The 26570-nt window shown below is 74.0% G+C and carries 24 protein-coding genes and 1 riboswitch; of the genes, 12 read left to right on the top strand and 12 right to left on the bottom strand.

The features are described 5' to 3' along the window. Positions 1-47: 47 nt before the first annotated feature. Positions 48-1154, bottom strand: coding sequence for an alpha/beta fold hydrolase (locus tag ACI79B_RS01120; protein WP_456926267.1), 1107 nt, complete (start codon positions 1152-1154; stop codon positions 48-50). Between the two features lie 137 nt (positions 1155-1291). Here ACI79B_RS01120 and ACI79B_RS01125 point away from each other — a divergent pair, with 137 nt between their 5' ends. Then, positions 1292-1975, top strand: a complete 684-nt coding sequence (locus tag ACI79B_RS01125; RefSeq protein ID WP_456926268.1) for a hypothetical protein — start codon at positions 1292-1294, stop codon at positions 1973-1975. 192 nt (positions 1976-2167) lie between these two features. Beyond that, on the top strand, positions 2168-3673 hold the full coding sequence (locus ACI79B_RS01130; RefSeq protein WP_456926269.1) for a PxKF domain-containing protein: 1506 nt from the start codon (positions 2168-2170) through the stop codon (positions 3671-3673). A 76-nt stretch (positions 3674-3749) separates the two neighbouring features. On the opposite strand, the gene ACI79B_RS01135 is transcribed toward ACI79B_RS01130, so the two are convergent. Beyond that, positions 3750-3914 carry a hypothetical protein gene (locus ACI79B_RS01135; protein WP_456926270.1) on the bottom strand — a complete coding sequence of 55 codons (165 nt, stop codon included), beginning with the start codon at positions 3912-3914 and terminating at the stop codon, positions 3750-3752. Positions 3915-4113: 199 nt separating this feature from the next. Between ACI79B_RS01135 and ACI79B_RS01140 the strand changes: the two genes are divergently transcribed. The 3 genes from ACI79B_RS01140 (at position 4114) to ACI79B_RS01150 (ending at position 11076) form a co-directional block, all read left to right on the top strand. Continuing rightward, positions 4114-5538 (top strand): sensor histidine kinase, encoded by a 1425-nt coding sequence (locus ACI79B_RS01140; RefSeq protein ID WP_456926271.1) that lies wholly within the window; start codon positions 4114-4116, stop codon positions 5536-5538. Next, positions 5535-6191: a response regulator gene (locus ACI79B_RS01145; RefSeq protein ID WP_456926272.1), complete on the top strand. Its 657-nt coding sequence runs from the start codon at positions 5535-5537 to the stop codon at positions 6189-6191. The genes ACI79B_RS01140 and ACI79B_RS01145 overlap by 4 nt, the downstream gene beginning before the upstream one ends. A 75-nt stretch (positions 6192-6266) precedes the next feature. Beyond that, a riboswitch (cyclic di-GMP riboswitch) is annotated at positions 6267-6350 on the top strand. 31 nt (positions 6351-6381) lie between these two features. Then, positions 6382-11076 (top strand): OmpL47-type beta-barrel domain-containing protein, encoded by a 4695-nt coding sequence (locus tag ACI79B_RS01150; protein WP_456926274.1) that lies wholly within the window; start codon positions 6382-6384, stop codon positions 11074-11076. A 107-nt stretch (positions 11077-11183) separates the two neighbouring features. On the opposite strand, the gene dapC is transcribed toward ACI79B_RS01150, so the two are convergent. Beyond that, complete coding sequence (gene dapC / locus ACI79B_RS01155) at positions 11184-12302, bottom strand: succinyldiaminopimelate transaminase (RefSeq protein WP_456926484.1); 1119 nt, start codon at positions 12300-12302, stop codon at positions 11184-11186. Continuing rightward, positions 12299-12625 carry a ferredoxin gene (fdxA, locus tag ACI79B_RS01160; protein ID WP_012947287.1) on the bottom strand — a complete coding sequence of 109 codons (327 nt, stop codon included), beginning with the start codon at positions 12623-12625 and terminating at the stop codon, positions 12299-12301. Before fdxA ends, dapC begins: the two co-directional genes overlap by 4 nt. Before the next feature lie 161 nt (positions 12626-12786). Between fdxA and ACI79B_RS01165 the strand changes: the two genes are divergently transcribed. Continuing rightward, on the top strand, positions 12787-13536 hold the full coding sequence (locus tag ACI79B_RS01165; protein WP_456926275.1) for a GNAT family N-acetyltransferase: 750 nt from the start codon (positions 12787-12789) through the stop codon (positions 13534-13536). A gap of 85 nt (positions 13537-13621) precedes the next feature. On the opposite strand, the gene ACI79B_RS01170 is transcribed toward ACI79B_RS01165, so the two are convergent. Together ACI79B_RS01170 and mshB are read right to left on the bottom strand one after the other, a co-directional pair. Next, a complete protein-coding gene (locus tag ACI79B_RS01170) occupies positions 13622-14017 on the bottom strand; it encodes a hypothetical protein (protein WP_456926276.1) in 396 nt (131 codons plus the stop codon). Then, complete coding sequence (gene mshB / locus ACI79B_RS01175) at positions 14014-14910, bottom strand: N-acetyl-1-D-myo-inositol-2-amino-2-deoxy-alpha-D-glucopyranoside deacetylase (protein ID WP_456926277.1); 897 nt, start codon at positions 14908-14910, stop codon at positions 14014-14016. Before mshB ends, ACI79B_RS01170 begins: the two co-directional genes overlap by 4 nt. Before the next feature lie 83 nt (positions 14911-14993). Between mshB and ACI79B_RS01180 the strand changes: the two genes are divergently transcribed. Beyond that, positions 14994-15884, top strand: a complete 891-nt coding sequence (locus ACI79B_RS01180) for an LLM class flavin-dependent oxidoreductase (protein WP_456926278.1) — start codon at positions 14994-14996, stop codon at positions 15882-15884. A 64-nt stretch (positions 15885-15948) separates the two neighbouring features. On the opposite strand, the gene ACI79B_RS01185 is transcribed toward ACI79B_RS01180, so the two are convergent. The 5 genes from ACI79B_RS01185 to ACI79B_RS01205 all read right to left on the bottom strand — a co-directional run bounded on the left by ACI79B_RS01185 (position 15949) and on the right by ACI79B_RS01205 (position 21824). Then, positions 15949-17085 (bottom strand): ABC transporter ATP-binding protein, encoded by a 1137-nt coding sequence (locus ACI79B_RS01185; protein WP_456926279.1) that lies wholly within the window; start codon positions 17083-17085, stop codon positions 15949-15951. Beyond that, entirely contained in the window at positions 17069-18130 is a 1062-nt protein-coding gene (locus ACI79B_RS01190; RefSeq protein ID WP_456926280.1) for an ABC transporter ATP-binding protein, read from the bottom strand. Before ACI79B_RS01190 ends, ACI79B_RS01185 begins: the two co-directional genes overlap by 17 nt. Beyond that, positions 18127-19098 carry an ABC transporter permease gene (locus ACI79B_RS01195; RefSeq protein ID WP_456926281.1) on the bottom strand — a complete coding sequence of 324 codons (972 nt, stop codon included), beginning with the start codon at positions 19096-19098 and terminating at the stop codon, positions 18127-18129. The genes ACI79B_RS01190 and ACI79B_RS01195 overlap by 4 nt, the downstream gene beginning before the upstream one ends. Continuing rightward, positions 19091-20014, bottom strand: coding sequence for an ABC transporter permease (locus tag ACI79B_RS01200; protein WP_456926282.1), 924 nt, complete (start codon positions 20012-20014; stop codon positions 19091-19093). The genes ACI79B_RS01195 and ACI79B_RS01200 overlap by 8 nt, the downstream gene beginning before the upstream one ends. A gap of 145 nt (positions 20015-20159) precedes the next feature. After that, a complete protein-coding gene (locus ACI79B_RS01205; protein WP_456926283.1) occupies positions 20160-21824 on the bottom strand; it encodes a peptide ABC transporter substrate-binding protein in 1665 nt (554 codons plus the stop codon). A gap of 368 nt (positions 21825-22192) precedes the next feature. Here ACI79B_RS01205 and ACI79B_RS01210 point away from each other — a divergent pair, with 368 nt between their 5' ends. Continuing rightward, positions 22193-22366, top strand: a complete 174-nt coding sequence (locus ACI79B_RS01210; protein WP_387986309.1) for a CsbD family protein — start codon at positions 22193-22195, stop codon at positions 22364-22366. A 56-nt stretch (positions 22367-22422) separates the two neighbouring features. Here ACI79B_RS01210 and ACI79B_RS01215 read toward each other — a convergent pair whose 3' ends face one another. After that, positions 22423-23184 (bottom strand): NUDIX domain-containing protein, encoded by a 762-nt coding sequence (locus tag ACI79B_RS01215; RefSeq protein WP_456926284.1) that lies wholly within the window; start codon positions 23182-23184, stop codon positions 22423-22425. Positions 23185-23254: 70 nt separating this feature from the next. On the opposite strand from ACI79B_RS01215, the gene ACI79B_RS01220 reads away from it, so the two are divergent. The 4 genes from ACI79B_RS01220 (at position 23255) to ACI79B_RS01235 (ending at position 26561) form a co-directional block, all read left to right on the top strand. Continuing rightward, the gene (locus ACI79B_RS01220; protein WP_456926285.1) at positions 23255-23725 is read left to right on the top strand and encodes an RrF2 family transcriptional regulator; all 471 of its coding nucleotides are present in this window, start codon (positions 23255-23257) and stop codon (positions 23723-23725) included. A gap of 258 nt (positions 23726-23983) precedes the next feature. Then, a complete protein-coding gene (locus ACI79B_RS01225; RefSeq protein WP_456926286.1) occupies positions 23984-25675 on the top strand; it encodes a nitrite/sulfite reductase in 1692 nt (563 codons plus the stop codon). Next, complete coding sequence (locus ACI79B_RS01230; protein WP_456926287.1) at positions 25672-25854, top strand: hypothetical protein; 183 nt, start codon at positions 25672-25674, stop codon at positions 25852-25854. Before ACI79B_RS01225 ends, ACI79B_RS01230 begins: the two co-directional genes overlap by 4 nt. Beyond that, positions 25851-26561: a phosphoadenylyl-sulfate reductase gene (locus tag ACI79B_RS01235; RefSeq protein ID WP_456926288.1), complete on the top strand. Its 711-nt coding sequence runs from the start codon at positions 25851-25853 to the stop codon at positions 26559-26561. Before ACI79B_RS01230 ends, ACI79B_RS01235 begins: the two co-directional genes overlap by 4 nt. The last annotated feature ends 9 nt before the right edge of the window (positions 26562-26570 follow it).

A 26570-nucleotide genomic window follows, 5' to 3' on the forward strand; every position in this document is an offset into this window, starting at 1 on the left:
CGGGCACCTCCGCGGACGTGCCCGGTGCACGCCCGCGGAGGTGCGCCTCAGGTGAGGCCGGCGGGCTCCTCGGCGGGGACGTCGAGGTGCTCGAGCAGCGCGACGACGAACTCCTGCGGCCGCTCGACGTGCGGCGAGTGCCCGACCCCGGGCAGGACCACCTCGCGGTAGGCGCCGCCGGCCGCGGCGTAGCGGTCGAGCACCGCGCGGGTCTGGGTGACCGTCGGCTGCGGCGGGCAGACCTCCGCGCCCGGCCAGCCCGGCACCGCGCCGAGCTGCCCGAGGTACGCCAGGTCGAACACCGAGGTGTCGGAGACGATCGCGTCGGCGTCGCCGCGGATCCACAGCACCGGCGGCTTGTCGGCCAGGTCGACGACGCCGGACACGTCGAACACCGTGGGCGCCATGGTGTTGAGCACCCCGCGCGTCCCCGGCGCGGTCCCCGGCCAAGCGTCGCTCGGCACGGCGTCGCCCGGGTAGTGGTCCTCCCCGGTGCGGGTGGACAGCATCGCGGCGACGAAGACGTCCTCCAGCGCCGGGTCCAGCGGCAGCGAGCCCGGCGCCACGTAGAAGGCGCGCAGCACCGACCGCGGTGCGGACGGCGTCGCGTCGGAGGTGTCGCCCGCCGCGAGTGCCGCCACGAACTCCGGGTTGGCCAGTCCCCCGCCGGAGCCCGCGCCGTCGTCGGCCAGCCGCCGTCCCTCGGGACCCGTGGTGCCGCCGAAGCCGTACGGCGAGACCGGCGCGACCAGGGTCACCGAGGCCACCCGCTGCGGCGCGTCGAGCAGGTGCTGCAGGACGACGGCCGCGCCCATGCTCCAGCCGACCAGGTGGACCCGGTCCAGGCCCAGCGCGTCCAGCAGCGCGCCGAGGTCGTCGGCCCAGTCGCCGACCCCGCGGCGCGCGTCGACCGGCAGCGGGTCGGTGTCGCCGTAGCCGCGCAGGTCGACGGCGAGCACCCGGTGCCGCCCGGTGCCGTGCACCGCCAGCAGCGTCTGCTGCCAGAACAGCGCGGAGCTGACGTTGCCGTGCACGAGGAGCACCGCCTCGCCGGGGCCGGCCGGGTCGGTGCCCTCGGGGTGCAACACGTTCTGGGTGAGCCGCGCGGTGGGCACGCGGGTGGCGGAGACGCCGGGCAGCAGCACGTCGGGCATGCGGGCTCCAGGAGGTGCGCGGGGCGGGAGGACGGCGTGAGGCGGCCGTCACGGTAGCGATCACGCCCGTCCCACGACACCCGTCCGCACCGCGACGTCCGGGGTCCGGCCGGGGAGCGCACCTACAGTCGGGGGCGATGACCAGCGCACGGACGGCCCCGCCCCGCCGGCCGGCGCCCGGTACCCGGCGCCCGGCCGCGAAGCGCCCCTCCGGCAGCCGGCCCGCCCCGAAGCGCACCCCCGCCCGGCGTCCCGCCGGCCGGACCCCCCGCCGCGGCGGCCCGGCCGCCCTGCGCACGTGGTGGCCCGCCTACGTGATCGGGATCGTCGTGGTGTTCGCCCTGGCGTGGAAGGCCGACCGGTCCGAGCCGCCCGCGCCGGCGGCGACCGGGATCTGCACCGTCCCCTCGACGTCGGTGACGCTGTCCGCCGAGCAGTGGACCAACGCCCAGACGATCGCGGCCGTCGCCCAGCAGCGCGGGCTGCCCGAGCGCGCCGTGGTCATCGCGCTGGCCACGGCGATGCAGGAGTCCACGCTGCGCAACCTCGACTACGGCGACCGGGACTCCCTCGGCCTGTTCCAGCAGCGGCCCTCGCAGGGCTGGGGCACGCCGGCGCAGGTGCAGGACCCGGTCTACGCGGCCGGCCAGTTCTACGACCGGCTCGTGCGGGTGCCCGGCTGGGAGACCATGCGCCTGACCGACGCCGCGCAGTGGGTGCAGCGCTCGGGCTTCCCGGAGGCCTACCAGCGCTGGGACGGCTTCGCCCAGGCGCTGACGACGGCGCTGGGCTCCGACGAGCGCGAGCGCAACTGCGGCTGAGCGGCCGGCACGGCCCCGGGCGGTGTCGTCTCGGACTCGGGACGTCGCGGCCGTCGCTCCTGTCACGGACGCACCGGGGCGCACGACGGAACTCACCCCGTGCAGCCGGACGGCGCCATAGCGTGCCGCGCGATCACCTCCCCCGCCGACCCACCACGGAGCCGCAGGGGGCCCACCTCACAGGAGTACTGGATGCGTCTGGGCATGCGTTCCCGGGCCCTGGCGGCCCTGACCGCCGGACTCGTCCTCACCGGCGGCGGCCTCGCCCTGGCCGACACCGTCACCAACACGCTCGACGGCACCGTCGACGTGACGCTGGAGACGATGCCGCTCACGGCCGGGGGCGAGGCCGGGACCACCTCGCTCGTCGTCCGGCCTGCACAGGACGGCGAGCACGGCTGCAACCTCAAGGGCAAGGACACCTCGATCACCGTGGCCCTGGCGTCGGGCGACGAGTCGGTGGCGCGCCTCGCCTCCCGCAGCGTCACGCTCGAGGACTGCGACACGGCCGTCCCGGTGACGGTCGTGCCGCTGTCCGCGGGCACCACCACGGTCCGCGCCACCGGGTACACCGCCACCGGCGCCACGGCGGGTCGATTCGACATCGAGCCCGTCGCCTTCACCGTGACGGTCGCCCCGGCGCCGCCGCGCAACACCGCGCCGCGGGTCTCGGTCACCGGCGTCGACGAGGAGGCCTACGAGATCGGCGACGAGCCGACCGCCGGCTGCGACGTCGAGGACGACCAGCAGCCCGGGGCGACCGCCGCGCCGCGGATCGACCGGTCCGGCGTCGACGAGCACGGCCTCGGGACGGTGACCGTCGCCTGCGAGTTCACCGACGAGGACGGGCTGTCCGACCGCGCCACCGCGTCCTACGCGGTCGTCGACACGACCGCCCCGACCATCACGGCCGCCATCGTCCCGGCCGGACCCGACGGGGTCGGGGGCTGGTACGTGACCGCACCCACCGTGTCGTTCACCTGCGCCGACGACGGCGGGTCGGGCGTCGTCGCCTGCCCAGAGAGGGTGACGCTCGCGGAGGGCGCGGACCAGATGGTCCGCGGCGAGGTGTCCGACCACGCCGGGAACGCCGCCACCGCGACGGTCGAGGACGTCGACGTCGACCTCACCCCGCCGACGGCGACCTTCGACTCGGAGTTCGGCAGCGTGTACTGGGGCCGGGTCCCCGCCGTCCCGACCTGCACGGCCCACGACGACCTGTCCGGCCCGGGCACCTGCACGGTGAGCGGGTACGGCACCGAGATCGGCGAGCACACCCTGGTCGCCACCGCGTACGACGTCGCGGGGAACGCGGTGGTCGCGGAGCAGCACTACACCGTGCTGCCCTGGACCGTCAGCGCGCTGGGCAACCCGGTCGCGGCCGCCCCGGCCGTCAACTCGGCCAAGGCCGGCAGCACCGTCCCGGTCAAGTTCCGCGTCCTCGCGGGCGCTGAGGAGCTCACCGACGTGAGCGCGGTGCGGTCCATCACGGTCACCGCAGCGGTCGACTGCACCGGCTTCGCGCCGAAGGGCACTCCCGTCCCCGCTACGGCCGCGGGTGGCAGCGTGTTGCGGTACGACGCCCAGGACCACCAGTTCGTCTTCACCTGGAAGCCCGCTGCCGAGGGCTGCGCCGTCCTCACCGTGACCGCCGCGGACGGGAGCACGCAGACCGCGCGCTTCTCCCTGCGCAAGTAGCACCCGCACACACGAGGAGGAGCCGTCCCGGTACGGGGCGGCCCCTCCCCGCGTCGTCCGGGGGCTGGTGGACGGGTCACCGCACGCGGCCCCCGAGCCGCCCGGCGAACTCCGGCCGGTCGAAGGCCGCGGGCATCCCGGCGGAGCCGGCCAGGCTGCGGTTGCGGTGCAGGCGCGCCTCGAGCGCCAGCAGCGCGACGAGGACGACGACGGGGAACGACAGGAACAGCACGAGGAACACGGCAGGGCCTCCGCGACGGGGCCGGGCGGGCTGCCCGGCTGACGGGGACCACCGTGTCGGCGCGCCCTTGCGAACGTCTGGCGGTCGACCGTCGCCCGCTTGCGGGGCGCTAGGAACGGCCGGCCTGGAGTACCCCCGAAGGGTGGGGCCGCCGTGGCGGACGCATGGGGAGGAGTTCGGGGCAACTACCGTGTCCGACGTGCTGCCCACGGGGGGAGGGCTGCTGTCGCGACGGTATGGCGCCCTGGTCGGCTGGACCGCCGTCGTCGCCGGCGGGTCCACGGTCGCTGTCGTCGTCGTGCCGTTCCTCGGGTTCGCCTACCGGGCGCCGGCGCTGCACGTCGCGCTGGAGACCGCCGACGCGCTCATCGCCCTCCTCGCCGCCTACCTGCTCTACGGCCGGTTCCGGACCGGCCGTCAGGCGCGAGAGCTGCTGCTCGTCCTGGCCCTGTGCACCGTCGCGGGCGCCAACCTCGTGCTCACCGCGCTGCCGAACGCGGTGGCGCTGGCGCAGGGTGAGGAGTTCAGCCGGTGGACCGGTCTGGTCATCCGGTTCTGCGGGACCCTGCTGCTCCTCGCCGCGGCGCTGACCACTCCCACGATCAGCCTCGGGCGGCGGTCCACCGGCCTGCTGTCCGCCGGTGTCGGCGCGGCTCTCGCGACCCTGGCGACCGTCGGGCTCGTCCTCGGTGACACGCTCCCGCCGACCGTCGACCCGTCACAGCCCCTCGGCGATGCGACCCGTCCGGTCCTGTCGGCGCACCCGGCGGTGCTCGCGGTCCAGGCCCTGGGCGCGCTCTGCTACGCCGTCGCCGCCGTCGCCTTCACCCGCCAGGGCAGGTCTTCGGGCGACCAGCTCCTGCGGTGGCTGGGTGCCGGTTGCGTCCTCGGCGCGGCGGCACGCGTCCACTACGTGCTCTTCCCGTCGCTGTACTCCGACTACGTGTACACCGGGGACGTCCTGCGGCTCGGCTTCTACGTCTTCCTGCTCGTCGGAGCGGCCCGCGAGATCCGGTCCTTCTGGGAGCTGCGCACCCGCGCCGCCGTGCTGGAGGACCGCCGGCGCACCGCGCGGGAGCTCCACGACGGGCTGAGCCAGGAGCTGGCCTACATCGTCGCCCAGTCGAAGCGGCTGGCGGCGGAGCCCGATGACCCGGGGACCGCGGAGCGCATCGGCGCGGCGGCGGCCCGGGCCCAGTTCGAGGCGCGCAGGGCGCTGCGCGCGATGACCCGGCCGCCCGACATGCCGTTCCCCGCCGTGTTGCAGCAGGCGCTCGACGACCTGGCCCACCGCTACGACGTCAAGATCGTCACCGACCTCGACGCCCGGGCGCGCCTCGAACCCACCGCGGGAGAGGTGGTCCTGCGGATCGTCGGCGAGGCCGTGCGCAACGCCGTCCGGCACGGCGAGGCGCAGCGGATCGAGGTCGCGTTGACCACACAGCCCCTCGCCCTGTCCGTCGTCGACGACGGCCGCGGGTTCGCCGTCGGCACCCCGCGGGGCGCGCGTGCCGGCGGGTTCGGCCTCACCAGCATGCGGGAGCGTGCCGCCCAGCTCGGCGCGGCACTGGAGATCGCCTCCTCCCCCGGCGAGGGCACCACCGTGGAGGTGAGGTGGCCGTGAGCGAGCCCCTGCGAGTGGTCCTCGCCGACGACCACGCCCCGACCCGGATCTCCGTCGCCGAGGCGCTGAGCGGCCAGGGCGTCGAGGTGGTGGCCTCGGTCGACAGCGGGGACGCCGCACTCGAGGCGGCGCGGCAGCTCCGCCCCGAGGTCTGCGTGCTCGACATCCACATGCCCGGCAACGGCATCGTGGCGGCGGCGGACATCACCCGGGAGCTGCCCGGCGTCGCCGTCGTCATGCTGACCGCCTCGGGCGACGACGAGGACCTGTTCGCCGCCCTCCGGGCAGGGGCCTCCGGCTACCTGCTCAAGGAGATGGACCCCGCCCGGCTCGGGCCGGCGCTGCGCGGTGTGCTGGCCGGCGAGGCCGTGCTCCCCCGGTGGCTGGTGACCAGGGTGGCCGACGCGTTCCGCGCACAGCCGCGGCGCCGCTTCACCCTGCCCGGTCGCCCGAAGCCCGTGGAGCTCACGGAGCGGGAGGCCGAGGTCCTGGACCTGATGGCCGCCGGGCTCTCCACGGACGAGATCGCGAAGAAGACGTTCGTCGCCCCGGTCACGGTGCGCACCCACATCCGCGCGATCCTCAAGAAGCTCCGGGTGCCGGACCGCGAGTCGGCGATCCGGCTGGCCCGCGGGGGTCCCTCGGAGGGATGAGACCGCGCCGGGTGTTGAGCGATCTCAACGCCTGGCTCGTTGTGCGGCCCCACCTGCGCTTTCTACCTTTTCCGTAACACACCGCGATGCAGTGATACGGGGCCTGTATCTGGTCGCTTGGGCCCCGAGGAGCGAGTAGCGAAACCGCCGCGGCGACCTGCCCCCCGCGGGCACTTCACCGAGGAGCTCCATGTCCCAACCTGCGTCGGGCACGCCTGCCCGCCCGTCCCGGACGAGGCGGTTCACAGCCGGCCTGCTGTCCCTGACCACGGTCCTGACCCCGGCCCTGGTCACCCTGACCGCCGCGCCGGCACAGGCGGCGTCGGTCACGTCCGCGGTGTTCTCCGGCGGTGCGGGCACCGTCAGCACGGGCGGCACCCTCTACGCCAAGCGGGGCGCCACGCTGACCCTGACGGTCGTCACGTCGTCGGACACCAAGTGCGTCGAGGTCGACGGTGCGGCCACGCTGCCCCGCCAGACCTCTTCGACGGCGAAGTCGAACTGGACCTTCTCGACCACCGCGCCGGCCGCCGACGGGGTCCAGGCCTTCACCGTGGCCGCCTCGCCGAACTTCAACCCCAACAACTGCACCGGTCAGTCCAACTCGACGCAGGCCTCCTACACGGTGGACAACACCGGCCCGGTCGTCAGCGCTGCCCTCACCTCGGCCGCGAACGACGCGGGGTGGAACAACAGCGACGTCACCGTGAACTGGACGGCCACCGACGCCGGCTCCGGTGTCGCCGCGGCGCAGCCCTTCAAGAACGAGTCGGTGAAGTCCAACGGCATCGTCAACCTGACGGCGCCGGCGCAGGTCGACCGGCTCGGCAACACCGGCGCGCCCGGCTCGGTCACGGTGCGCGTGGACAAGGCCGCGCCGACCATCAGCGCCGCCCAGACCAAGAACGCCGACGGCACCACCACCGTCACGTTCACCTGCTCCGACTCGAGCTCCGGCGGCGGCGACGCCTCCGGGATCGCGAGCTGCCTCGCGGACGGGTCGACCACCAACTCGAGGACGGTGCAGCCCGGCGCCACGGTGACCGGCAGGGCCACCGACAAGGCCGGCAACACCGCCACCGCGTCGTCGACCGCTCCCGCCGGTGACACCACGGCTCCGACCCTCTCGGGCGCGCCGACCACTCAGCCGAACAGCAACGGCTGGTACAAGGGCGACGTCACCGTCCGCTGGACCGCGGCCGACCCGGAGTCGGGGATCCGCACCGCGCCGGCCGACACCACCATCACCGGTGAGGGCACCGCGCTGACCAGCACGGCGACCGTCACGAACGGTGCCGGCCTGTCGACCACCGCCACCAGCAGCCCGGCCGTCAAGATCGACCGCACCGCGCCGACCACCGGCATCAGCGGCACGTCGAACGGCTGGGTGAACGGCGAGGTGCAGGTCTCGCTGTCCGCCACGGACAACCTCTCGGGCGTGGCCGCGACCACCTACACGGTCGACGGCGGCGCCCCGCAGACGGGCACCAACTTCACCCTGTCGACCGAGGGCGACCACACGATCACCTTCTCCTCGACGGACAAGGCCGGCAACGTCGAGGCGACGCAGACCGCGCACGTCAAGATCGACCGCACCGCGCCGACCATCTCGCACACCTTCGTGCCGCTGTCCTACGAGGACGGCGCCTGGACCAACCAGGACGTGACGGTCACCTTCGACTGCGCCGACCAGGGCGGCTCCGGGGTCGCGAGCTGCTCCCCCACCACCACCGTCTCGGCCGAGACCCCGAAGGCCGGCCAGGTGGTGACCGGCACCGCCACGGACGGCGCGGGCAACACCGCCACGGACCAGGCCACCGTCCGGGTGGACCGGACCGCCCCGGTCATCACCGCGACCGCCAACGGCGTCAAGAACGCCGCCGGTTGGTACAACGCCGACGTCACGGTGACCTACACCGCCAGCGACGCGCTCTCCGGCGTCTCGGGCGCCCTGGCGAGCGACGTCCTGGGCGAGGGCGCGAACCAGAGCGCCGACGCCACGGTCACCGACGCGGCCGGCAACCAGGCGTCTGCCGGGGTCAGCGGGATCAACGTCGACAAGACGAAGCCCGTCCTGACCGCTGACGTCCCGGGCGGCTGGCACACCGGGGACGTCACGGTCACGTGGTCCTGCACCGACGCGCTGTCCGGCGTCGCCACCGGTCCCGTTGACGACGTCGTGCGCGGCGAGGGCTCCAACCTGTCCTCGACCGCCACCTGCACCGACAAGGCCGGCAACACCGTGACCCGGACGGTCGACGGCATCCACATCGACCGTCACGCGCCCACCACCCTGGCTGCCGTGCCCGCTCTCCCGGCGAGCGGCTGGTACCGGGGCGACGTGGAGGTCGCGCTGACCGGCACGGACAGCCTGTCCGGCGTCGCGGCGACCTACTACACGGTCGACGGCGGGGCCCGGCAGACCTACGGCGACCCGTTCTCCGTCGGCGAGGGCACGCACACCGTCGCGTTCTGGAGCGTGGACCTGGCCGGCAACGCGGAGCGCGCGGGCGCTCCGCTCACCCTCCGGGTCGACCCGAAGGCCCCGGTGACCACGGTGATCAACCCGATCTCGCCCGACAGCGGTTGGTTCGTCACCAGCGGCATCCCGGTGGCGTTCCGCGCCACCGACGAGGGCTCGGGCGTCGCGGCGACCTACTACACGATCGACGGCGGCGAGCGGCAGACCTACGGCGAGCCGTTCACCGCGGACCTGTCCACCGGTACGCACACCATCGCGTACTGGAGCGTGGACCTGGCCGGCAACGAGGAGGCCCACGAGACGACCAACACCGTCGAGGTGAAGGTCGACACCGTCGCGCCGAGCATCACGGGCGCCCAGACGCCGGCCGCGAACAGGTCAGGCTGGAACAACACGGCCGTCGACGTGCGCTTCACCTGCACCGACGCCGACTCGGGGATCGACGGTGTCGCGGGCTGCGCCGGTGACACCAGGCTGACCAACGACGGCGCGGGCCAGACGGTCCGCGGCGACGCGGTGGACGTGGCCGGCAACCGGAGCAGCACCGCCTACGGGCCGGTCAACATCGACACGACCCCGCCCACGCTCGTCGGCGTCCCGACCGACGCGAACGCCGCCGGCTGGTACAACGACGACGTCCGAGTGACGTGGGTCGGCAACGACGCGCTCTCCGGCATCGACCTGGCCACCCAGCCGGCGGCCAGCACCATCACCGGTGAGGGCCGCGACCTGGGCGCCGGCCCGGTCACCATCGCGGACAGGGCCGGCAACGTCAGCGCCCCGGCCTCGGTCAGCGGCATCAAGATCGACCGGACCGCTCCGGTCGTCGCCGGGCGTGCCACCACCCAGCCGAACGCGGCCGGCTGGTACAGGGACGAGGTCACCGTCGACTTCACCTGCACGGACAACCTCTCCGGGGTGGCGTCCTGCCCGACGAGCAAGCCGATCAAGGGCGACGGCGCCGGCCAGAGCGTGACGAGCGACCCGGCCACCGACGTCGCGGGCAACGCGAGCGCCGGCCGGACGGTGGGCGGCATCAACATCGACGGCACCGCGCCGACGACCTCCGCCGACAACCAGTGCACGCGGACCAACGGCTGGTGCACCGGCTCGACCGCCGCCGTGGTCCTCACCGCGACCGACCAGGCGGCCCTGTCCGGCGTCAAGGAGATCCACTACCGCATCAACGGCGGGGCGGAGCAGGTCGCCTCCGGCACCACCAAGACGGTGAGCGTGCCGCTCGACGGCAGTGGCGCCGGCACGGTCACGTACTGGGCCGTGGACAACGCCGGCAACGCGGAGTCGGCCAACGCCGTCGCGCTCAAGTGGGACAACATCGCCCCCGCGGTGACGCACACCCTGTCGCCCCGGCCCAACGCGGACGACTGGAACAACAGCGACGTCACCGTCACCTTCTCCGCATCGGACGACGACGCCGGCTCCGGTGTCGCCGCCGGCACGCTGACCGCTCCGGTGACCGTCTCCACGGAGACGGCAGGCCAGCTCGTCACCGGCACGGCGAGGGACACCGCGGGCAACGTCGGCACCGACTCGGTGACCGTCAAGCTGGACAAGACCGCGCCGACCATCACCGGGGCGGTCACCAGCGGCACCATGACGGCCTCCGGCTGGTACAGCGGACCGGTCACGGTGACCTTCACCTGCTCGGACACGCTCTCCGGCGTGGCCGCCTGCCCCGACCCGGTCGTGCTGTCGGCCAACGGCGACAACACCGTCACCCGCACGGCGACCGACAAGGCCGGCAACACGGCCAGCGCCACGGTCGGCGGTATCCGGATCGACCAGGAGAAGCCGACGCTCACCACGTCCGACGTCAACGTCGCGGGCGGCACGTTCACCCTGGGCAGCGTCCCGGCGGCGACCTGCACGGCGAGGGACAGCTTCTCCGGTCTGGCGTCGTGCACGGTGACCGTCACGGGCGGCAACGCCAACGGGGTGGGCACCTTCACCTACACCGCGACGGCGACCGACAAGGTCGGCAACACGAGCACGGTGACCGGCACCTTCCGGGTGATCTACCGGTTCGACGGGTTCCTGCAGCCGATCAACGACACGGCCCACCAGGTCGGTACCTCGACGAGCGTCTTCAAGGCCGGCAGCACCGTGCCGGTGAAGTTCCAGCTCAAGCGGGCCGACGGCACGGTGGTCCAGGGCGGTCCCGCCACGTGGCTGACCCCGGTCAAGGGCAACGCCACCAGCGCCCCGGTGGACGAGACGGTGTACAACGCCTCGACCGACAGCGGCTCGACCTACCGCTACGACGGCTCGGCGGCCCAGTACATCTACAACTGGAAGTCCGGGTCGACCAGCGGCAACTACTGGCGGATCGGCGTCACCCTCGACGACGGCCAGACCTACTACGTGAACATCGGCCTCCGGTGATCACGAGCCAGTAGCAGTACGACGACGAGGCCCCGCCCGGCTGCCAGCCGGGCGGGGCCTCGTCGTGTGCGGTGTGAGGGGGCGCGCGGGTCGACGCCGCTCCGCGGTCAGGCGGTCAGCCGCTCCACGGCGGCGTCGATGCGCTCGTCGGTGGCGGTCAGCGCCATGCGCACGTGCCGCGCGCCGGCCGGGCCGTAGAACGAGCCGGGCGCGGGGACGATGCCCAGGCCGGCCAGCCAGTCGACGGTCGCCCAGCAGTCCTCGTCGCGGGTGACCCACAGGTACAGGCCCGCCTCGGAGTGGTCGATCCGCGCGCCGGTCGCCCGCACCGCCGCGGCCAGCCGCTCCCGGCGGGCCCGGTAGCGCTCGCGCTGCGCGTCGACGTGCGCGTCGTCGGCCAGCGCCGCGGCCATGGCCGCCTGCACGGGCCCGGGCACCAGCAGCCCCAGGTGGCGGCGCACCTCCCACACCTGCCGGACCAGCGCGGGGTCGCCCGAGAGCAGTCCGGCGCGGTAGCCGGCGGCCGTCGACTGCTTGGACAGCGAGTGCACCGCCAGCAGGCCGGTGTGGTCCTCACCCGCGACGGCGGGGTGCAGCAGCGAGCGCGGCTGCACGTCCCAGCCGAGCGTCGCGTAGCACTCGTCGGAGACGACCGGCACGCCGTGCGCCCGGCCCCAGGCAACCCAGGTGCGCAGCTCGTCGTCGGACAGGACGCGGCCGTGCGGGTTGCCCGGGGAGTTCAGCCACACCAGGACGACGCCGGCGGGGTCGTCGGGCGGGGTGTCGGTGCGGCGCACGGCGAGCCCGGACAGGACCGCGCCGACCTCGTAGGTCGGGTAGGCGACCTCGGGGATCAGCACCGTGCCCTCGCGCAGGCCGAGCAGCGTGGGCAGCAGCGCCACGAGCTCCTTGGAGCCCACGGTCGGGATCACCGACGGGTCCGCGGCGAACGGGTCGGCCACGGTCACGCCGAGCCGGCGGTGCAGCCAGCCGGCGGCCGCGGCCCGCAGCTCACGGGTGCCGAGCGCCGTCGGGTAGCCCGGGGAGTCCCCCGCGGCGGCGAGCGCCGTGCGCAGGATCTCGGGGGTCTCGTCGACCGGCGTCCCGATCGACAGGTCGACGAGGCCGCCCGGGTGCTGCGCGGCGCGCGCCCGGGCGGCCTCGAGGCTGTCCCAGGGGAAGTCGGGCAGCCGGCCGGCCGCCGTCCCCGGGGCGGTGGTCGTCAGTGCCCCTCGCCCTGCGGCGGGAGGGCCGCCACCAGCGGGTGGTCCTTGCCGATCTTCCCGGTCTTGGCCGCGCCGCCGGGGCTGCCCAGGTCGGAGAAGAACTCCACGTTGGCGTTGTAGAAGTCCTTCCACTTGTCCGGGACGTCGTCCTCGTAGTAGATGGCCTCGACGGGGCAGACCGGCTCGCAGGCGCCGCAGTCGACGCACTCGTCGGGGTGGATGTAGAGCATCCGGTCGCCCTCGTAGATGCAGTCCACCGGGCACTCGTCGATGCACGCCTTGTCCAGGACGTCGACGCAGGCCTGGGTGATCACGTAGGTCACGGAGGGTCCTCCCTGGGGGACGTGCGGGCAGCGGCCCCGGCTTGCGCCGGACCCGCGCGTGTCGCCCGTCAGTATGGCCCCGGCTCCCGGGGCCGGGCGCGACGGGTGGACCCGCCCGCCCCGGTGGAGGGACGCGGGGGCGCGCCCCGCAGGATCGGGTCGTGGGACAGAGCCGCTCGCCCCTCGGCGTGGCCGACCTGGAGCGGGTGGCCGCGCGCGGCTGGCGCGGCACGGAGGAGGAGCCGCTCGGCGACTGGCTGCTGCGCGCCGGGGGCGGGTTCACCGGCCGGGCCAACACCGCGCTGGTCACCGGCGACCCCGGCCGCCCGCTGCCGGAGGCGGTCGGCGCGGTGGCCGACTGGTACCGCGCGCGCGGGCTGCGGCCCGGCGCGGCGCTGCCCGGCGTGCAGGCCCGCCCGGCCGACGCCGCGTTCGCCGCCGCGGGCTGGGAGCGCGGCGAGGACGTCCTGGTGCTCACCGCCCCGCTGGTCCCCGGCGCCGGCGACGGGGTGCCGGTCGAGCTCTCCCCCACCCCCGACGAGGGCTGGCTGGGCGCCTACCGGCACCTCGGGAACGCCCTGCCGCCCACCGCGCCCGCCGTGCTCGGCAACGCCCCCGTCGTCGTGTTCGCGGCCGTGCGGCCGGAGCCGGGCGCGGCGCCGGTCGCGGTGGCCCGCGGCGTCGTCACCGACGACTGGCTGGGCGTCAGCGCGGTCACCGTCGCCGAGGACGCCCGCCGCCGGGGCCTCGCGACGGCGGTGATGGCGGCGGTGACCCGGTGGGGCGCGGACCGCGGCGCGCGCTGGGTGTACCTGCAGGTCACCGTCTCGAACGCGGCGGCCCGGGCGCTGTACCGCCGGGCCGGCTACGTCGAGCACCACCGCTACCACTACCGGTGGGCGCCGGACTGAGTCCCCGGCTCACCCCGCCGGGGGGACACGTGCCGCACTCCGGGGCGCAGCGCGGTCCCCCCGGCAGCGGGCGGCGCGCTGACCCTCAGGCCGGCGGGCCGGCCGGGCGGCGCGGCGTCGCCAGCACCCGGCCCACGGCGACCGCCGCGGCGACCACCCCGAGGCCGAGGAACGCGAGGGTGACCGCGCCGAGCCCGCCGGTGCCGACGGCGACCAGGTCGCCCTCGGGCCGCGGCATCGTGGCGCCGACCGCGACCACCAGCCAGGTGACCGCCGGCAGCAGCGCCACCACGCGCGAGCCGGTGAGCCGGTGCGCGCCGGTGACCAGCAGCCAGTTGCCCGCGACGGCGGCCAGGACCGACAGCGGCAGCAGGACGCCGGCCACCCGCAGCGGCAGCCAGAACACCTCGACCAGTGCCAGCCACCCGGCGACCAGCACCGCCGCGAGCCCGGCGAGGACCAGCCCGGGGAGCCGGCTCACGCGTCCAGGCCGGCGAACAGGTCGTCCTCCCAGCCGTGCGGCCCGTCCCCCGCGGGGCCACGCTCGCCGCGCACCAGCCGGTAGTGCTCGACGCCGAGCACCTCCTGGCCGAAGTTGTTGGACAGCGCGAAGAACGGCCCGTCGACGGTGATCTGGGTGGCGTGTGCCCGCATGGCGGCGTCCTTGCGGGCGGCGTGGGCGCGGCCGTCGACGGCGGCGGTCACCACCTCGTCGGGGACGGCGAAGGGGATGTCGTCGATCTCGCCGAGCTGCTCGAACGGCGAGGCCTCCCCGAGCGCGGCCATGGCCTCGGCGCCCTCGCGCAGCACCGACCGCGGCACGCAGGCCCAGTAGACCTTGGCGACGTCCCACGCCGCGCCCAGCTCCGGGCGCCAGGCGGGGTCGGCGGCGCGCTCGACGGCGGCCATCGCGACCCGGTGGGCCTGGATGTGGTCGGGGTGCCCGTAACCGCCGTTCTCGTCGTAGGTGACCACGACCTGCGGCCGCACCTCCCGCACGACGGCGACCGCGTGGCCCACCGCCTCGTCGAGGTCCGCGTTCCAGAAGGCGCGGGGGTGGTCGTTGGCCGGCGTCCCCATCATCCCGGAGTCCCGGTAGCGGCCGGCGCCGCCGAGGAAGCGGCTGTCGGTGACACCGAGCGCACCCATCGCGGCGGCCAGCTCGCCGATCCGGTAGCCGCCGAGCTGGTCGGCCTCGTCGGGGGCCAGCTGCGCCAGCTCCGGGACGAGGACCTCCCCCTCCTCCCCCAGCGTGCAGGTGAGCAGCGTGACCTGCGCACCCTCGGCGACGTAGCGCGCCATCGTCGCGCCGTTGTTGATCGTCTCGTCGTCGGGGTGGGCGTGGACCAGGAGGATGCGGCGGTCGGCGGTCACGGGCGCACAGTCTCCCACCGGCCCGCGCGGCGCACGGACCTGCGCCCCTGGCACGGGCCGCCGCCGGGACCGACCGTGCGGGCGTGGAGTACGGCGCCCACCTCCCCCTCGCCGACCTCGACGGCGGGTTCTCGCCGTCCGGGCTGCGGGAGTACGCGCGGGCGGCGGCGGACCTGGGGTACGCGTGGCTGTGCGCGAACGACCACCTCGTCTTCGCCCGCCCGTGGCTGGACGGCCCGACCGCCCTGGCCGCGGTGGCCGGGGACTCCGGCGACCTGACGCTGGCGACCACGGTGGCCCTCCCGGTGGTCCGCGGCGCCGCCGCGACGGCGAAGACGCTGGCGGCGCTCGACGTGCTGTCCGGCGGGCGCCTGGTGGCCGGCGTGGGCCCCGGCTCCTCGGCGGCGGACCACGCGCTGGCCGGCCGCCCGTTCGAGGACCGCTGGCGCCGCTTCGACGAGGACCTGCGCGCCCTCCGCGGCCTGCTGCGCGGCGACCCCGCGGGCGCCGGCGGGCCGCGGCTGGAGCCGGCCGCCCCCCGGCTGCCCGTGTGGGTGGCCAGCTGGGGCAGCGCGGCCGGGCTGCGGCGCGTCGCCCGCCTCGGGGACGGCTGGGTCGCCTCGGCCTACAACACCACCCCCGACCGGTTCCGCGAGGCCCTCGGCACGCTCCGGGAGCTCACGGCCGGCCGCGCCGTCCCGCTGCCCAACGCCCTGGCGACGACGTGGGTCCACGTCGTCGAGGACGCCGGCGAGGGCGAGCGGGTGCGCACCGGCGTCCTGGCCCCGCTGCTCGGGCGGTCCCCCGACGCGCTGCGGCAGCTGCCGATCGGGCCGGCGGAGGTCTGCGCGGACCGGCTCCGCGGGTTCGCGGCGGCCGGCGTGCAGCGGGTGCTGCTCTGGCCGCTGACCGACCCGGTGCGCCAGCTCGAGCTGGTCCGGGAGCGGGTGCTGCCGTTGGTCGGCACCCCCTGACGGCGACGGCGCGGCAGCTCCCCGGGGAGGGAGCCGCCGCGCCGTCGTCGCGGTGCGGGAGGTGCTACTCGACGTCGACCGGGACGACCATCCGGGCCTCGGCGAAGTGGCAGGCCGAGGGGTGGCCCTGGCCGCGGTCGACCAGCGCCGGCGCCTCGGTGGCGCAGACGTCCTGCGCCTTCCAGCAGCGGGTGCGGAACCGGCAGCCCGACGGCGGGTCGGCCGGGCTGGGCACGTCGCCCTGCAGCAGGATCCGGTCCTTCTGCCCGCGCAGGGCCGGCTCGTGCAGCGGCACCGAGGACAGCAGCGCCTGGGTGTAGGGGTGCGACGGCGAGGCGTAGACCTCCTCGTCGGTGCCCTCCTCCACGATGCTGCCCAGGTACATCACCGCGACGCGGTCGGAGATGTGCCGCACCACCGACAGGTCGTGCGCGATGAACAGGTAGGACAGGCCGAACTCGTCCTGCAGGTCCTCGAGCAGGTTGACCACCTGCGCCTGCACCGAGACGTCGAGCGCGGACACCGGCTCGTCGCAGACGATGACCTCCGGCTGCAGCGCCAGCGCCCGGGCGATGCCGATGCGCTGCCGCTGGCCGCCGGAGAACTGGTGCGGGTAGCGGTTGACGTAGTCGGGGTTGAGGCCGACGCGGTCGAGCAGCTCCTGGGTGCGCTTGAGCCGGCCCTTCTTCGGGGCGACGTCGTCGTGCACGGCCCAGCCCTCGGCGACGATGTCGCCGACGGTCATCCGCGGGTTCAGCGACGCGTACGGGTCCTGGAAGATGATCTGGACCTCGCGCCGGTAGTCCTTGAGCGCGCGGCCGCCCATGCGGGCGACGTCCTTGCCCTTGTAGAGGATCGACCCGGCGGTCGGCTTCTCCAGCGCCACGATCAGCTTCGAGACCGTCGACTTGCCGCAGCCGGACTCGCCCACCAGGCCCACGGTCTCGCCGCGGCGCAGGGCCAGGTCCACGCCGTCGACCGCGCGGACGTGACCGATCGTGCGCTTGAAGACGATGCCCTGCGTCAGCGGGAAGTGCTTCTGCAGCCCGCGGACCTCGAGCAGCGTCTCCCCGATCGCGCCGCGGGCGCCCGCCGGCGCGGGCTTCGCCAGCGTCGGGGTGCCCGGCACCGCCGCGGTGGACGGTGACGACTTCGACAGGGACGACGCCGCGGTGGCGCCGGACTCACTCGGCTGCGACACCGAGGACCTCCTCGCTGTAGTGGCAGGCCGCCTCGCGTCCCGGCACGACCAGCCGCAGCGGCGGGACGTCGGTGGCGCACTCCCGCCCCGGCGCGGCCGCGTCGCCGAGCCGGCGGTGCGGGCACCGCGGGTGGAAGGGGCAGCCGCTGGGGATGCGCGCGAGGTTCGGGGGCTGGCCGGCGATCGGCTGCAGCCGCCCGCCCTTGGCCTCGACCTGCGGCACCGAGCCCATGAGCCCCTCGGTGTAGGGGTGCGCGGGGCGGGTGAAGACGTCGTCGACGGTACCCCGCTCGACGATCTCGCCGGCGTACATGACCGCGACGTTGTCGGCGACCTCGTTGACGACGCCGAGGTCGTGGGTGATGAGGATCAGCCCCATCCCCGTCTCGTCCTGCAGGTCCTTGAGCAGGTCCATGACCTGCGCCTGCACGGTGACGTCGAGGGCGGTGGTCGGCTCGTCGGCGATGAGGATCCGCGGGTCCAGGGCGATGGCCATGGCGATCATCACGCGCTGGCGCATGCCGCCGGAGAACTGGTGCGGGTAGTCGTCGACGCGGCGGGCCGCGGCCGGGATGCGCACCCGGTCCATGAGCTCGATGGCCCGCTTGCGGGCCTCCTTCTTGCTCGTGCCGCGGTGCGCCCGGAACATCTCGCCGATCTGGAAGCCCACGCTGTACACGGGGTTCAGCGACGACAGGGCGTCCTGGAAGATCATCGAGATGCCCGGGCCGCGGATCTTCCGCTGGTCCTCGGCGGACATCTCCAGCATGTTCTTGCCCTGGAACCAGATGCCGCCGCCGGTGATGACCGCGGGCGGGGTCTCGAGGATCCCCATGATCGCCTGGGCCGACACGGACTTGCCGGAGCCGGACTCGCCGAGGATGGCCAGGGTCTCCCCCGCGGCCAGGCTGTAGCTCACGCCGTTGACGGCGTGCACCGTGCCCGAGCGGGTGCGGAACTCCACGTGCAGGTCGTCGACCTCGAGCAGGGGCGTGCCCTGCCCGGCGAGCTCCGCGGTCGGCTTGGTCAGGTCGAGGTTGGTCATGCGCGCTGCCTCGGGTCGAGGGCGTCGCGCAGGGCGTCACCCATCATCACGAACGCCATCACGGTCAGGGTCAGGATCAGGCTGGGGAACAGCACCAGGTGCGGTGCGCTGCGGACCTGGCTCTGGCCGGCCGCGATCTGCAGGCCCCAGGAGATCGCCGGTCGCTGCAGCCCCACGCCGAGGTAGGTCAGCGTCGCCTCCGCGGCGATCAGCACGCCGATGGTGATGGTCGCGTAGACCAGCACCGGCGCCACCGCGTTGGGCAGGATGTGCCGGACCAGGATCCGCCGGCTCGAGGCGCCCATCGCGCGGGCCGCGGCCACGTAGTCCTGGCTCTTCACGGCGATGACCTGGGAGCGGACCAGCCGCATCGCCGTCATCCAGCCGAACAGCGCCAGGGCGATGGCGACCGCCCCGGGACCGCGGCTGTTGATGATCGGGATGTCGGTGGCCGGCCCGACCCGCAGCAGCACCAGCGCACCGAGGATCAGCGGCAGCGCATAGAAGATGTCGGCGAGCCGGGACAGGATCCCGTCGGTGAAGCCGCCGGCGTAGCCGGCGATGGCCCCCACGAGGATGCCGAGGACCAGCACGACCAGCACGGCGGTCACGCCGATGATCAGCGAGCCACGCGCCCCGTAGACGACGTTGGCCAGGTAGTCGCAGCCCTGCTGGTCGAACCCGAACCAGTGCTGCGCCGAGGGCCGGCCCTGGGAGTCGGACAGGTCGCAGGCGCGCGGGTCCGCGCCCCGGGCGAACAGCTGGGGGAACAGCGCCATCAGGAGGAAGAAGACGCCCAGGACGGCGCCGATCCAGAACAGCGGGTTGCGCTTGAGGTCTCCCCAGGCGTCGCTCCAGAGGCTGTTCTGCCGCTCCTTGGTGACGTCGACCGAGGGGCTGGCCAGGCCGGTGGTGGTACCGGCCTCGACCTCGTCCTTGCGCAGGTCCAACTGCTGCTGCTCAGTCATAGCGGATCCTCGGGTCGAGGACGGCGTAGAGCACGTCGACGACCAGGTTGAAGAAGATGAAGAAGAACACCATCAGGGTGACGATGCCGACGACGACCGCGCCCTCCTGGGCGCGGACGGAGTTGAACACCTCCCGGCCGATGCCGGGCAGGTTGAACACCGTCTCGGTGACGATCGCCCCGCCCAGCAGCGTGCCGATGTCCGCGCCGATGAAGGTCACGACCGGGATCAGGCTGTTGCGCAGGGTGTGCCGGACGATGACCGTCCGGCCGGGCAGGCCCTTCGCCCGCGCCGTCCGCACGTAGTCCGCACGCAGGTTCTCGGCGATGCTCGTGCGGGTCAGCCGCGCCACGTAGGCCAGGGAGCCCGAGGCGAGCACCAGGCCGGGCAGCAGGTAGCTGTAGAAGCCCTCGTTGGTGCCCGCGATGGGGAACCAGCCGAGCTTGAGCCCGAACAGCAGCTGGGCGACGAAGGCCAGCACCAGGATCGGGATCGACACGATGAGCGTCGTCGAGACCAGCACCAGGCTGTCGAAGAAGCTGTTGCGCCGGATGCCGGCCAGCACGCCGGCGACCAGCCCGATGACGATCTCGAACATGATCGCGGCGATCGCCAGCTTGACCGTCACCGGCAGCGTCCGCTCGATGGTGTCGATCACGGGGCGGCCGCGGAAGTCGGTGCCCAGGTCCCCCTGGAACAGGTTCTTCAGGTACTCCCAGTACTGGACGTAGAGCGGGTCGTTGAGGTTGAACCGCTCGCGGAGCTCGGCGATGACGGCGGGCGAGAGCGGCCGGTCACCGCCCAGCGCGCGGATGGGGTCGCCCGGCAGGGCGTACACCATCGCGAAGATCAGGAAAGACGCGCCCAGCAGGACCGGGATGGTGAGCAGCAGGCGGCGCGCTACGTAGCGGCCCATGGTCCCCCTCGGGGTGTGTGCGCCGCCGGGGCTGCGGCGGCGCCGGTGTCCATCGTGCCCGCAGGGCCACACACGCGCCGCCGGGGGCGACCGTCCTGGTCGGACGGGCGCCCCCGGCGGGTGGTGCGGGTCCTGCGGGGCCGGGTCAGGCGTTGTTGACGGTGACCTCGGAGGTGACGATCCGCTGGAACAGGTCCAGGCGGACGTTGGAGACGTTCTCGGAGGTCACGGACTGGATCTCCGTGAAGAACATCGGCGCCATCGGCATCTCCTCGGCGATGATGTCCTCCGCCGCCTGGTAGTCCTCCACGCCGGCCTCGACCGTCTCGGCCTGGTCACCCTGGGTGATCAGGCTCTCGACCTCGGGGTTGGTCCAGAAGGAGTAGTTCGAGCCGGCCGGCGCGAGCGACTGCGTCGTGAACAGCGGGGTCAGGTAGCTGTCCGGGGCCGGGTAGTCGAAGCTCCACCCGTAGCGGAACGGACCGGTGCCGCCCTTCGACTCGAGCAGCGGCAGGTACTCGGCGAAGTCCAGGTTGCCCTGCAGGGTGTACTCGACGCCGAGGTTCTCGCGCAGCTGGTTGCCCACGGCCTCCATCCACGCGTCGTGGCCGGCGCCGGAGTTGAACCACAGGTCGACCGGCTGGCTGCGGTCGAAGCCGGCCTCGTCCAGCAGCTGGTTGGCCTGGTCCGGGTCGAAGGTGCAGTAGGTGCAGCTGCCCTCGCGGTAGCCGTCGACGACCGGCGGGATGAACGAGTCCGCCGGGGCACGGGTGCCCTGGAAGATCGCCTCGGAGATGGCCTCCCGGTCGACCGCCATGGAGATCGCCTGGCGGACCCGCGGGTCGGCGAAGCGCGGGTCGTAGGTCGGGAAGCCCAGGTAGGTGATCTGCGAGGACTCGGTCTCGATGAACCGGTCACCGAACTCGTCACGCGCCGACTGGATGACGTCGGGCGGGATCACGTCGACGATGTCGAGGTTGCCGGCCTGCACGTCGGTGTAGGCGGTGTTGACGTCGGCGTAGACCGCGTACCGCACGCCGTCGGCCTGCGCCTTGTCGTCACCGGCGTAGTCCTCGTAGCGGGTGAGGGTGATGCCCTGACCCGGGACGAACTCCTCGTCGGCCTTGAACGGGCCGTTGCCGATGGGCTTGGTGCCGAAGCCCTCGGGGTCGTCGAAGAACGCCTGCGGCAGCGGGTAGAAGGAGTTGTAGCCCACGACCGCGGGGAAGTTCGAGAACGGCGAGGACAGCGTCACCGTGAAGGTGAGGTCGTCGACGACCTGCAGGCCGCTCATCTGCTGGGCGGCCGGCTCACCGGTCACGTTGCCGGCGTCGTCGGTCGGCGCCTGCAGGTCGGCGTAGCCCGCGATCCGCGACAGGTAGGACGCGGCGCCCTGGGCGTTCGGGCTGTAGGCGGTGTAGTTCCACGCGTTGACGAAGGACTCGGCGTCGACCGGGCTCCCGTCGTGGAAGGTCCAGCCGTCCTTGAGCGTGACGGTCCAGGTGGTGTTGTCGTCGGACTCGATCGACTCGGCGACACCCGAGTAGTCGACGGAGCCGTCCTCGGCGTACTTCACGAGGCCGGTCCACAGCGAGTTGACGACCTGGTCACCCTCGGACTCGGTGGTGTTGCCCGGGACGAGCGGGTTCTCCGGCTCACCGATGTAGACGCTGAAGGTGCCGCCGCTCGCGGCACCGCTGCCGCTGTCGCCGGAGCCGCTGTCGTCGCTGCCGCCGCCACAGGCGGACAGCAGGAGAGCGCCGGACAGGCCGACGGCGACGAGCGCCGACCGGCGCTTGCTCAACTTCACGTGTGATGCCTCCCTCGTCCCGCGCGTGCGGGGGGAACGGACTGGTCTCTGCGTACCGGGACACTGCGCACCCGGGCGCACTGGCCGAGCGCCGGCGTCCTCCGGGTGAACACCGCGGAACGGAGCCGGAACGCCGTGGGCGACCCTAGGCACCCCCGACGAGGACCGTCCACGTCCGCAACCGATTTGTGACCGAGGCTCACGACTCCTGTCACACCACTGCAACAGCACCGGTCGACGAGGGCGCGCACCGCAGGGCTTACGGTCCGCAGTGGTTCACCCCGGAGGACTTCCGCCATACGGGCGATCCGGGTGTGCTCACCCTACTCCCGGGTACTCCACGGCCATCCGAGAGGGAGGAGACCACCATGAGCGGCATCGACAAGCTGCAGAACAAGGCCCAGGAGCTGGCGGGCGAGGGCAAGGAGCGCGTCGGCGAGGCCACGGGCGACCGCGACCTGCAGGCCGAGGGCGCCAACGACAAGGCCGCCGGCAACCTCAAGCAGGCCGGCGAGAAGGTCAAGGACGTCTTCAAGGGCTGAGCCCGGACGACCGCACCTGGGGCGCCGTTCCGCACGGGACGGCGCCCCAGGTGCGTTCAGAGGCGGCCGAGCAGGTCCCGGACCGCGGGCAGCAGGGGGCGGTCGGCGGCGATCCAGTCCAGGCCGTCGAGGTCGGCGGCGCCCATCCAGCGCAGCTCGCGGTGCTCGTGCGCGACCGGCTCGCCCGAGGCCAGCCGGGCCCACCAGACCCGCAGCGTCGAGGCGCCGGGCGCCCCGCCCGCCACCCGGCCGTCCAGCGGGACCTCGCCGAGGAAGGCCTGGGGCGCGACGACGACGCCCATCTCCTCGGCGCACTCGCGGACCAGCGCGGCGACGTCGTCCTCCCCCGGCTCCACCTTGCCGCCGGGGAACTCCCACAGTCCCGCGAGCGGCCCCGACCCCCGCTGGGCGACCAGCACCCGGTCCCCGCGGACGACCGCCGCGCCCACCACCTGGACGACGTCGAGGGCGCGCACCGCGGCCGCGGCGGCGAAGCCGTCCAGGTGCCGGCGCATCGCCCGCAGCACCCGCCGGCGCAGCACCGTCTGGTCGACCAGGCCGCCGAGCGCCCCGGGCAGGCCGGTGTCCCAGTCGACCTGCTCGTCGACGACGGTGCCGGCGCCGGTCGCGGTGAACCGGCGCTCGTGGGTGAGGCTGCGCCACCTCCGCCCCGGCCCGGCGGCGTACAGGTCGCGCACCGGGCGGACCGACTCGACCTCCTCCAGCGGGAACGGCCAGGGGCGGCCGAGGGCCCGGGCGACGTCGAAGGCGACGGTCAGCGGCGCCGCCACGACCGTGGTGAAGCGCAGCCGGTACACGCCGTCACCCTGGCAGACCGGGCAGGATGGGCCCGCGGGACCCGGCAGCCGGCCCGCAGGAGGGAGCACCGTGCGCATCACCGCCCGGGTCGACTACGCCGTCCGCGCGGCGCTCGAGCTGGCCGCCGCGGCGCCGGGCGCACTGACCTGCGACCGGATCGCCACCAACCAGGGCCTCCCCGCGCGCTTCCTGCAGGGGATCCTCGGCGACCTCCAGCACGCCCGGCTGGTCACCAGCCAGCGCGGCCGCGAGGGCGGGTACCGGCTGGCGCTGCCGCCGTCGGAGATCTCCATCGCCCGGGTCATGCGGGTGGAGCAGGGCTTCCTCGCCGAGGTGCACGGGCAGCGGCCCGAGGACGTCAGCTACCCCGGCGCCGCCGAGGAGCTGGCCAGCGTGTGGGTCGCCGCCCGCGCCGCCTACCGGCGGGTGCTGGAGGAGGTCACCCTCGCCGACGTCGTCGCGGGGAAGCTGCCCGGGTACGTGGCCGAGCTCGCCGCCGTCGAGAGCGCCTGGCGCTCGTTCGGCGACGACTCCCCCTGAGGACGACCCCCGCGGACGCCGTCCCCTCGGGTCACACCGGCCGGGGCCGGACGTGTGCGACCATGGGGGGCGTGACGGACCGCGGCAGCCTCCTCGTCGCGCGTCTGCACGTCGACCTCGCTCTCGTCAGCAGCGCCGCCTGTCGCGCCTCGCGCTGACCACCAGTCCTCCCCCGCGGCCCGGAGCCGCGACCCCGACCTGGCAGCGCCCTCCCGCGCGGGTGCAGACCGGCGCGGACGGCGCAGGAAGAAGTGCACCGTGTCCGCACCTCCCCGTCCGAGCAACCGGCCCGCGCGCCATGACGCCCCCCAGCGCGGCCAGGGCCAGTGGGCGCTGGGCTACCGGGAGCCGCTGAACCCCAACGAGCGGATGAAGAAGGACTCCGACGGGCTCGAGGTCCGTCAGCGGATCCTCGACATCTACTCGCGGACCGGCTTCGACGGCATCGACCCCGGCGACCTGCGCGGCCGGATGCGCTGGATGGGCCTCTACACCCAGCGCGCCCCCGGCATCCCCGGCGGCAAGACCGCCGTGCTGGAGCCCGAGGAGCTCGAGGACTCCTACTTCATGATGCGGGTGCGCACCGACGGCGGGGCGCTCACCAGCGAGCAGCTGCGCACCCTCGGGGGCATCAGCACCGAGTTCGGCCGCGACGTCGCCGACGTCACCGACCGGCAGAACATCCAGTACCACTGGATCCGCATCGAGGACGTCCCCGAGATCTGGGACCGCCTCGAGGCCGTCGGCATGACCACGACCGAGGCCTGCGGCGACACCCCGCGCGGCATGCTCAACTGCCCGCTGGCCGGCGTCCTGGAGGACGAGGTCCTCGACGCAACCGACGTCATGGCGCAGACCGTCGCCCGGTACGTGGGCGACCCCGCGTTCAGCAACCTGCCGCGCAAGTGGAAGACGTCGATGTCCGGCTGCGTCGACCACTGCACCGAGCCCGAGATCGACGACGTCTCCTTCGTCGGCGTCGTGGGTCCCGACGGCGAGCCCGGCTACGACCTGTGGGTCGGCGGCGGCCTGTCGACCAACCCGATGTTCGCCCAGCGCGTCGGCGTCTTCGTGCGGCCGGAGGAGGTCACCGAGGTGTGGGCGGCCTGCACCTCGGTGTTCCGCGACTACGGCTACCGCCGGCAGCGCAACCGGGCCCGGATCAAGTTCCTCATGGCCGACTGGGGCCCGGAGCGGTTCCGCCAGGTGCTGCAGGACGAGTACCTGCACCGCGCGCTGCCCGACGGCCCCGCGGCCGCGCCGCCGAAGAACGAGTCCCGCGACCACGTCGGCGTCGCGCGGCAGAAGGACGGCCGCAACGCCGTCGGCTTCGCGCTGCGCACCGGCCGGATCAGCGGGACCGTGCTCACCCGGATCGCCGACCTCGCCGACCGGTACGGCGCGGGCCGCATCCGGACGACGACCCAGCAGAAGATGGTCGTCCTCGACGTGCCGGACGAGCACGTGGAGGACCTGGTCGCCGCGCTCGCCGAGCACGACCTGCTGGTGCGCCCGAGCGCCTTCCGCCGCGGCACCATGGCCTGCACCGGCCTGGAGTTCTGCAAGCTCGCCATCGTCGAGACCAAGCAGCACGCCCAGGACCTGTACGCCGAGCTGGAGAAGCGGCTGCCCGGCTTCGACGAGCCGATCGGCATCAACGTCAACGGCTGCCCGAACAGCTGCGCCCGGTTCCAGACCGCCGACATCGGCTTCAAGGGCTCGATGGTCCGCGACGAGAGCGGCGAGATGGTCGAGGGCTTCCAGGTGCACCTGGGCGGCCACCTCGGCGTCGACGCCGCCTTCGGCCGGAAGTTCCGCGGCCACAAGGTGACCAAGGCCGAGACGGCGGACTACTGCGAGCGGGTGCTGCGCGGCTACCTGGAGCGGCGCGAGCCCGGCGAGCGGTTCGCCGCCTACGTGGCGCGCGCCGAGGAGAGCTGGCTGCTGTGAGCGAGGAGGCGGAGGACACGGGCGGCCGCGGGGGAAGGCAGCGCCAGCTGCCCGTGTTCCACTGCCCGTACTGCGGGGACGAGGAGCTGACCCCGCACGGGGACGAGGGCGAGTGGCACTGCGCCGCGTGCCTGCGGACCTTCACCGTCCGGCTCACCGGGACAGGAGTGCAGGCATGACGACCGCCGTCCGGCCCACGCCGGAGCTCGCCGCCGAGGCCGACGCCCGCTTCGAGGGCATCGCCGACCCCGTCGAGCAGGCCCTCGCCGTGCTGCGCTGGGCCGGGGAGACCTTCGGCGACGACTTCGCGATCACCTCGTCGATGGCCGACGGGCTCCTCGCGCACCTGGCCTCCCGGGCGGTGCCCGGGGTCAACGTGGTCTTCCTCGACACCGGCTACCACTTCGCCGAGACGATCGGCACGCGGGACTGGATCAGCGGCGTCCTGCCGATCACGCTGGTGAACGTGACGCCGCCGCAGACGGTGGCCGAGCAGGACGCCGAGCACGGCCCGGCGCTGCACGACCGCGACCCGGACCTGTGCTGCTCGCTGCGCAAGGTGCAGCCGCTGGCCACCGCGCTGGCCGGCTACGCCGCGTGGGGCTCGGGGGTCCGCCGCGACGAGGCCGCCACCCGCGCGGGCACGAGGGTCGTCGACTGGGACGCCAAGCGGGGCATGGTGAAGGTCAACCCGCTGGCCGCCTGGACGCAGGACGACGTCGACGCCTACATCGCCGAGCACCGGGTGCCGGTCAACCCGCTGCAGGAGATCGGGTACGCCTCGATCGGCTGCGCGCCGTGCACCCGCCCGGTCGCTCCGGGCGAGGACCCGCGCGCCGGGCGCTGGGCCGGCCGCGGCAAGACCGAGTGCGGCCTGCACCTGTAGGAGCATCCC

It is taken from the genome of Geodermatophilus sp. SYSU D00879 (assembly GCF_054050375.1).